Source organism: Epilithonimonas hispanica, from assembly GCF_003385395.1.
Taxonomy (GTDB): domain Bacteria; phylum Bacteroidota; class Bacteroidia; order Flavobacteriales; family Weeksellaceae; genus Epilithonimonas; species Epilithonimonas hispanica.
Genome location: NZ_QNUG01000116.1, coordinates 1 through 997, shown reverse-complemented (window position 1 = coordinate 997; position 997 = coordinate 1). Strand labels below are relative to the sequence as shown.

Sequence of the window (997 nt, the reverse complement as noted above, 5' to 3'; positions counted from 1 at the left end):
TTGGCTTAATTTTTCATTATCGAAAATAGAGAAACGAAGTAGATAAAACATTTTTTTACCGTGCAGAACCTTGCTGTAATAATCCACTTTGGTACTTGCAGAAAGATGACTTAAAAGTGCTTCGGGAATAAATTCTAAAACGTGTCTAAGAGATATTTTGTGATCTTTAAAAACTGACATAAATAATTGATTATCAGTCGTAAAGATACGAAAAAGCACTAGCAAAAACAAACTAATTAACTAATAATCAATAGATTGAGTTCTTTTATTTTTTTGGTGAAAAAAAATAAAAAAGTCGGAAGAAAAATCTTCCGACCATGACTAGCAATTTTGCTCTCTTTTTTTTGTTATCTTTAATTCCTAAAAAAAACATTAAATGGATCCAATGGAAATTTTTTTCGAATCGCCCTTATATCAAAAGGCAGAGGAAATAGACGAAACGCTTCAATCAATCTCTAAACTGATTCCGGAAAATAAAGTATTCTTAGTTTTTCTTAATGGTCTCATAGTTAGAGCTAGTTCTAGAATAACGCAAAACCTAATTAGAGCAGAGGAGAGCAAGCGATATGACACTAAAATGTATTGTGCTGCATTAATTAGAAGTGGTTGTTTGGATATTGAGGGTTTGGGAAATCTAATGAACAAACGCGGTTTTAAAGACAGTAAATATTTTTCAATTGTTTATCGTCAGATAGAGGAATTTAGAACTCTTTTTTTACAATGGGTAGCTGGTTTCGATCAAAAGCAGTTCGTTACTGACCGATGGGGTCTCTTCAATCCACCAGGAATTTCTATAGATTATGTTCAAAATCCTCATGATATTGCTGATTTGCTGGACGAATACGATGATGATAATGATGATGATAGTTTCGAACGATTTCTGAACAATGATGATAATTAACCTGAGTTCGGGATAAGAAATGAAATAAAATTTGCAATGAAAAGTAATAATTCGTATATTTAAGTTTCTGAAATTCAAATATTTAACGAATTATTA

General features: G+C 30.9%; 1 protein-coding gene and 1 pseudogene. One reads left to right on the top strand and one right to left on the bottom strand.

The window, feature by feature from the left end:
- Window positions 1-180, bottom strand: a pseudogene (locus tag DRF58_RS18105) (IS4 family transposase); the annotation flags it as partial.
- Between the two features lie 196 nt (window positions 181-376).
- Between DRF58_RS18105 and DRF58_RS18100 the strand changes: the two are divergent.
- Window positions 377-901, top strand: coding sequence for a hypothetical protein (locus DRF58_RS18100; RefSeq protein ID WP_116037340.1), 525 nt, complete (start codon window positions 377-379; stop codon window positions 899-901).
- The last annotated feature ends 96 nt before the right edge of the window (window positions 902-997 follow it).